We start from the raw sequence: 6,450 nt of genomic DNA, 5'->3' as shown, positions 1-6,450 counted from the left end.
AGACACTTCTGAAAAACTGGCAACTGTCAGATCAAGTTTGAACTACTACACATAATATCTTGGGTTTAACATGCTCTTTGTCTTAAACAAGTCTGTCTTAAACAAGTCAAACATTTTATCTATTTTGAAAGATGTTAGCATGAGGATATGATGACGTTTGAAATTATTCCCATTCAAGAAAAGCATATTGAGTCTTTTTATATAGTTATATTTGTCAGTAAGCTTCGTTCTTAAAAAAGAATTTTTAATCATCAACATTTTGGAAATGTGGTATACTTACAGGTATGAAAACAATATCAGAAGTAAATCCTTATTTGCAGGATAAGGAACAGGCTAAACGTTCAAATGCTCGCTCTGTTAGAACATCTTGCGGCGTGGAAGGTATTGTTGTGAAAAATAAAGCCTCATCTGTTACGATTGATCATTCTCGGTCAAATGTTGTTTTAGCAGAAATGAAAAAAAGACTTCATCTAAGTGACCCTTAAAATTTCTGAGAACAATTCTTGAATTGGTTCGTAGTTCCCCATTACCCCGTGATGTATAGCAAGAATATAATTATGATAACCCTGTGGATTAATCGTTTTATCAATGGGTTCAAAATTTAACTGAGGAAAACCTGCCTGCATAGCCATTAAATTTGCCAGTAACCTTGATACTCTTCCATTCCCTTCTCGAAATGGGTGAATGACAATTAATTCAATATGTACAATTCCCAGAGCTTCTGTGAGTTTATTACTTAAACCTTGGCAAGGTGTATACTGTTTTAGAAATTTTCTTTCTAGTTCTTGCATGGATTTATCAATATATTTTGAAGCAGCAAATTGAAAACCATCTTTACTCATATTCACTGTCCTGTATTTTCCAGCAAAAGGATAAATGTCAGCTAACCAAAGTTTATGAATCTGTCGTATATCAAGTTGTGTAAATTGATAATCTGCACTATATATGCTGGGAAGTTCATTTCCAGTTCTTTCCAATTCTATTTCTTCTACTTGCTCCATTGTTTCTTTATCTTTAATACCTAAAAGATTTTTTAAAACTTCATTATTTGAGCCAGGCTCATAATCTTCATCTTCTGGGACAGAATATCGATTGTTATTATCCATTTTATTTATCCAAAAACTAAAAAACTTATACTTGTAATTCTCAGGATATATTATTCGATATATTATATGTTAATCGTGTCATATGTGCTGATACAGAGGCTCGTCTCATACTAATTAAGTGGTGTAGTGGCCCGTTTTTATAATTAGGGATAAATTGTCACATAAATAGCATGTGTTTGTAACAGGGAATCTGTAATTCTATTTGCATTTGAGCATGGAGTGGAATATGCATCCCATGTTGACGGTGCCAGTAGATGTAAATACACACGTAGTTTTAAGCCAATAAAAATCGTCCAATCCTGGAAAATCAACGATAAATTAACTGCAATGAACGACTTTATAACCAATTAAAATGTCACGTGCCGTAATACGTACAAACGTTGCTCAAGAACTTCAAATCTGTGTAACCCAAGAACGTTAATTTCCATCCAGACAGTATTGTATTTGAAGCGTGTAAAGTGACGTTACCATCCTTAGCTGTAACGGCTCACAATTAAAAGAGTCACCTTGCCATGTAATATTTAGCCAATAGATTGGCCAAAGACCAGTTATTTGGAACTAAGTCGCTCAGTATCTTAGAGACACTTCAGACAAAGAATCAGGAATTTTTATGTTTTAATTATCGGTTGCAATTCTGCTACAATATTGCTGCCACGGTTTTTCAATTGAATGGAACTCGAAGAAACGTTTAGGATACATACTGTACATAAATTAGGTTTATGTTATAGAACATAAAATAATAGAGGTTGTTGACTATGGATAAATCTTTTGTCTCTTTTTTAGACCAATTAGTCCCTCAATCAAAAGCTGAAAACATTAATTTTGTTGATGCTCCAGAGCTTTCCATTCAAGAGCAATTAGCACTACGAAAAAAGATGGATTTAATCAAACAGCGATTGGAACAGAGATCTTATGATGAAATGAGTGCGATATTATCAACCTTGTGCTAAGAAGATAGAGCTTTGTAAACTTTCATCTGTATAATTGAGTTTTTAAACGGTAGGGCATTAATTGCTATTTATCAATCCAGATTTGCGTTCAAAAGATATGATCTTCTTTACTAGTAAGAGATCAACCTTTAATGCTTTCGAAATCTCCTGAGCATTCATATTATCAAGGAAGTGCATTTTTAAAATTTCATTTTTACTAATTCCATGACGTTTTTTTAAATAATCGGTGTTTATCATCTAACTCACCTTAATTTTGAACTTGATGCATTGAAGGTATGGAAAGTATCATTTTCTAATAAAGCAGCAGGTTCTCCATTTGTAGTTACAGAAAAATCAGTAATAGTCTATTTCTCATCAGTATGATGCTTAGAAATTTTAACTGTATCACCAATCTTAAAATCAGTGGTATTAGTTATTGTATTAATAATGAGTCGATTCAACACATCTTCATTATCCGGAAAATAATTTTTAATATGAGACATGTAATTTTAATAATTGTAAATCAAAGCAATTTTAAAACATTTTTTTTTGGATGTACATTCTGCAGGGATTTTTTAGTTGGATACCTATTTGGGGTAGATAACGTACCTTATCTACCCTAAATAGGGTATAATGAGGAAAAAACAAAAAAGTGACCCTATGAATTTCCTGGATGCGCAAAATGACAAAAATCAAAAGTTTGGGGTAGATAAGGTTTTCCATCCGTTGGATGTTCATTTTGACACCAACTCCTTATCGGCTTGGTTGTCATTTTATTTTCAAGTTCATGTGAAGGGTGCACCGCTAAAAACCGAGCAAGCCAAGCAAAAAGACTTAACCAAGTTTATCAATTTCTTTCAAAAGGAAGTAGGGCACGATTTTGTTGACAATTGGACACCAGCAGTCAGTAAACAATTTCAACGCTCTTTAAGTAACACCATTTCTGAGAAAACCGGGAAACCCTACAAGGCCACTTCAATTAACCGAACTATGGCAACTGTTCGTCATGCCGGTCGATGGCTTCATCATCAAAGACCATTAATTGCAGGCGATCCATTATCCGGGGTGAAAGATTTGCAAACCGATGCACCCGAATGGAATGGTCTTTCCTCCAAGCAGCTCATGCGCTTAAAATCAGCCTGTGAACAACGTGCAAAAATATGTACCCGAAAAAATCAAAACGCATTGCTTGAAACAGCCATTTTTTATGTGTTATTAGGAACAGGTTTACGTGAGTCAGAATTAGTATCACTAAACGTTTCTCAATATCACTCGAAAGGGCTTCATTCAGTGGTTCGCCATAAGAGTAAGCGTGTGACGAATAAAGTACCGTTGCCTCAAGAAACAAGAGAGCATCTGGACAACTATTTAAAAACCAGAACCACTGAACTCGATGAACCATTATTTGTTAACAGGGCAGGTAATCGCATTAATACGCGTAACATTTACCGACTTTGTCAGCGCGTTTTGAGGCAAGTATCAGCCCTTGCGTCTGGGAATGAAGCTTTTGAATTTACGCCTCATAAACTCCGGCATACTTTCTTGAAAAAAGTGACTGATAAGCACGGAGTGCATTTTGCTCAAGAACTTAGCGGCAATGTATCAATTAAAGAAATATTTCGTTACGCTAAACCGAGCCAGGATGAGATGCAGGAAACAATAGAAGAATTATTTCATTAGACACTATTAATGAATGTTATAATTTGAAGTTTTTTGATCGGGTGTAAGTCTGGAGCGCTAGATCTAAAGGACAATGCCTGTAGGAATTCTGTCGAAAATCTTTGTAAAATATCTTCATTAAGATTAAATATTGAAAATAGTGAAATTTAATTATACAATGCACTATAGATTGTTCTTTCATGCACTCGTATGGCCTATAATTATAATCCTCATAAACACGTAAAAGTTTGGTTAAGTAAAGACTCTAACTCTTTTATGCCTCTTAAAAATCAATTACGTCTTGTAGAAATGAGAGCAATTAATCTCACAGACAAGATCTTTTTAATTTATGATGGTACATTGCTATCTCCAAAGGCATTAGAAGATCTTACTGTTTTTTGCGCGGATCAAAATATTGTTGCCAAGGACGTACAAACTAGCATTTTTCCTTTATGTACAACCAGTGAAGAAATAAAATTGATCCATCTTTATCGAAATGAAATCTATCATTTAGATAAGGGAGGTAATTTAGCTGTTGCCAGCGATATTTTACGATGGCTACATCCTGTTTATACTTTGGGTACCTATACTGACCTCGATGTCTATGTTAATACAAGTGAACTTCCATCAATCATTAATGTAAGTAAACCTTTTTTATTTTCTTATAAACAGAATCTAGATTCTTATATAGATGAATTTTATAATAATGACATGATAGCTGTTGTGCATCACGAAGATGCTTTACCTTATATTATCCGCATACAACAAGATATTTATGATAGTTGTTGTATTCCTAAAAATTGGGCGAATTGCTTAGCACAAGCTTGTTTTTCATTACCTTTTGTTACTCCAGAAGAAAAAAATGCTCGCGAAGTTCGTTACGAAATTTTAAAAAACTCATCAAGCAAAATTAAAGATTTTTGCTTTACTGTATTATATTCAGTCAGTGACATTCATGTATTTATAGAAAACTATAATGCTCCAGACAACTTAGCAGAAACTGATTTAATAAAAAAAGCCGCAAAATGTCTAAGAGATGAATTAACTTCGTATGTAAATTTTTTTCCGGATCCCGCCATTATAGACCTACTTTTAGAAAAGAATGAGCAAAACCTGCTAATGAGTTTTCGCGATCTCGTGCGTTGCAATATGATTATGAACACCGTGGTCTCTACATCTGGACCATTAAAAATGGAAAATATTATGAAGAAAGAACACCCTGATGAGCGAAGGTTTTTTTCTTTCATGAGCTATGGATTAGATAAAGCATTTAATGCCGACAGCCATGACTTCTCTTGGACAGAAACAGGAGAAAAAGTAATGTTGGCAGAAAATAAAGAAATGGAAATTGCTGCAACAACACTTCAGACTTTTTATAGATTCTTTCGTGCTCCACAATTTCAATCAACAAAATCAGTCAATAGTAATAAGCAAAAGGATGATCCACCGTGCCTAGCTATTGGAGAAATCACTGAATCATCAATAGATCCTAATATTGATGCAGATAGTATTAAATCAGATAGTAATTTGAAAAAAAGACAATTAAGTAGTAATGAAGCAACCGATTTAAGTAATAAAAGATGCCATTATAAATAATTGATATTCCTAATGAGAATAAAATAGATAATAAATTATCAATTGAGGATTTCCAAAATTTCAGAAAAGATAGAGCTATCTCTAAATGTAGGTGTTGCAGACGAGCTTCTTTAGTATTCATTAGAGACGATGCTGTCAAAGAATTTTGTATAGGCAGGTTTAGAATGGAAAGGAGGAGATATTTTTGATGACTACTGCTGATAAGTAGCTTAAACATTATGGAATATGACGAGTCCTGAGTATGTTCATAACCCCTCATTTATTTGATGTTGTATTTATCATGTGATCAAGGTAAATCAGCTTATTCCATTGCAGATAGTGTAAAAAAGTCTTTTAAAAAAAATTGCATTGCTGCAACTATTCAGGCAAAAAAAAGTATTGTATTAATTAAACAAAATACAGAAGAAGAACGGAATAAAATAAGCTCTTTTTTTAAAAGCGAGATTATTCAAAGAGCTTTGTGTATCAATAATTACATATTTTCTGAGGAATTTAATTTTGAAAACGATTTGTTGCTTAACGAAGAAGAAGGCGATTGTTTAGAGAATATTCTTAATTCAAATTCAATGACTTTCTTTGGTGAAAAGTCTAATAAAAATAAGAAAGAACATCAACGTTTACCAATATACCAACAAAGCAAAGCTTGAGTAAAATTGTATTCAACCGCAATATGGTTTCTTGCCTCATCAATGAGGGCACTGATATCTTTTATGGCCTAGTGTGTACGTCGGGGCGATTTTGTGACAACTTTGTCCCCACTTCAATTTTGTAGTTGTCATTCTAGGCCAAGACTAATCTTTACCTAAAAAAAGCCCATCAGGGGGCTGCGGGTGAACATCCAAACTTGGGTATTCTCCTTATTAAACCGGCATGTGCTCTCTCTACTATGTTTATTTAATAATCTGTTTGTCGATAAGTTTGAAGAGTTCAGGACACGCCAAATTTTTTGCTTTGGCTAATAGTTTTTTGTCATTGATATTGGGATTTAATAGCGGTCTTGCCCATAAAGGGGTTTCGGCCAGCAATTTACCATTTTAGCCGGTGGCATATTATGTGAATAATCAACCCTGACGTTATTCCTCGATAAAAATACCCCATTATGCCCCAGATTGCTCTTTTATTAAATTGATGATCAAATCAACCATAATTTCTTTTTGAGC

The 6,450-nt window shown here is 33.8% G+C and carries 7 protein-coding genes; 5 read left to right on the top strand and 2 right to left on the bottom strand.

Annotated elements, in window-relative coordinates; genetic code table 11:
• Positions 1–284: 284 nt before the first annotated feature.
• On the top strand, positions 285–485 hold the full coding sequence (locus QM652_RS13680; RefSeq protein ID WP_415076733.1) for a hypothetical protein: 201 nt from the start codon (positions 285–287) through the stop codon (positions 483–485).
• Here QM652_RS13680 and QM652_RS13675 read toward each other — a convergent pair.
• The gene (locus tag QM652_RS13675; protein WP_415076731.1) at positions 471–1,106 is read right to left on the bottom strand and encodes a Fic/DOC family protein; all 636 of its coding nucleotides are present in this window, start codon (positions 1,104–1,106) and stop codon (positions 471–473) included. The genes QM652_RS13680 and QM652_RS13675 overlap by 15 nt on opposite strands.
• Positions 1,107–1,861: 755 nt before the next feature.
• Here QM652_RS13675 and QM652_RS13670 point away from each other — a divergent pair.
• Complete coding sequence (locus QM652_RS13670; protein ID WP_415076729.1) at positions 1,862–2,056, top strand: hypothetical protein; 195 nt, start codon at positions 1,862–1,864, stop codon at positions 2,054–2,056.
• A gap of 57 nt (positions 2,057–2,113) precedes the next feature.
• On the opposite strand, the gene QM652_RS13665 is transcribed toward QM652_RS13670, so the two are convergent.
• Positions 2,114–2,293: a hypothetical protein gene (locus tag QM652_RS13665; RefSeq protein WP_415076727.1), complete on the bottom strand. Its 180-nt coding sequence runs from the start codon at positions 2,291–2,293 to the stop codon at positions 2,114–2,116.
• 375 nt (positions 2,294–2,668) lie between these two features.
• Here QM652_RS13665 and QM652_RS13660 point away from each other — a divergent pair, with 375 nt between their 5' ends.
• The 3 genes from QM652_RS13660 to QM652_RS13650 all read left to right on the top strand — a co-directional run bounded on the left by QM652_RS13660 (position 2,669) and on the right by QM652_RS13650 (position 5,937).
• Positions 2,669–3,715, top strand: coding sequence for a tyrosine-type recombinase/integrase (locus QM652_RS13660; RefSeq protein WP_415076725.1), 1,047 nt, complete (start codon positions 2,669–2,671; stop codon positions 3,713–3,715).
• A gap of 189 nt (positions 3,716–3,904) precedes the next feature.
• Positions 3,905–5,290: a glycosyltransferase family 88 protein gene (locus tag QM652_RS13655; RefSeq protein ID WP_415076723.1), complete on the top strand. Its 1,386-nt coding sequence runs from the start codon at positions 3,905–3,907 to the stop codon at positions 5,288–5,290.
• Positions 5,291–5,556: 266 nt separating this feature from the next.
• Complete coding sequence (locus QM652_RS13650) at positions 5,557–5,937, top strand: hypothetical protein (protein ID WP_415076721.1); 381 nt, start codon at positions 5,557–5,559, stop codon at positions 5,935–5,937.
• The last annotated feature ends 513 nt before the right edge of the window (positions 5,938–6,450 follow it).

The organism is Legionella sp., assembly GCF_047605385.1.
In the GTDB taxonomy this organism is placed as follows: domain Bacteria; phylum Pseudomonadota; class Gammaproteobacteria; order Legionellales; family Legionellaceae; genus Legionella.
Note: the sequence above shows the minus strand (reverse complement) of the source record. Positions and strands in the feature narration are given on the sequence as shown.

What these genes read in the sequence shown, in the direction of transcription:
- QM652_RS13680 (WP_415076733.1), top strand. Translation starts at nt 285, where the DNA reads ATGAAAACAATATCAGAAGTAAATCCTTATTTGCAGGATAAGGAACAG.
- QM652_RS13675 (WP_415076731.1), bottom strand. Translation starts at nt 1,106, where the DNA reads ATGGATAATAACAATCGATATTCTGTCCCAGAAGATGAAGATTATGAG.
- QM652_RS13670 (WP_415076729.1), top strand. Translation starts at nt 1,862, where the DNA reads ATGGATAAATCTTTTGTCTCTTTTTTAGACCAATTAGTCCCTCAATCA.
- QM652_RS13665 (WP_415076727.1), bottom strand. Translation starts at nt 2,293, where the DNA reads ATGATAAACACCGATTATTTAAAAAAACGTCATGGAATTAGTAAAAAT.
- QM652_RS13660 (WP_415076725.1), top strand. Translation starts at nt 2,669, where the DNA reads ATGAGGAAAAAACAAAAAAGTGACCCTATGAATTTCCTGGATGCGCAA.
- QM652_RS13655 (WP_415076723.1), top strand. Translation starts at nt 3,905, where the DNA reads ATGGCCTATAATTATAATCCTCATAAACACGTAAAAGTTTGGTTAAGT.
- QM652_RS13650 (WP_415076721.1), top strand. Translation starts at nt 5,557, where the DNA reads ATGTTGTATTTATCATGTGATCAAGGTAAATCAGCTTATTCCATTGCA.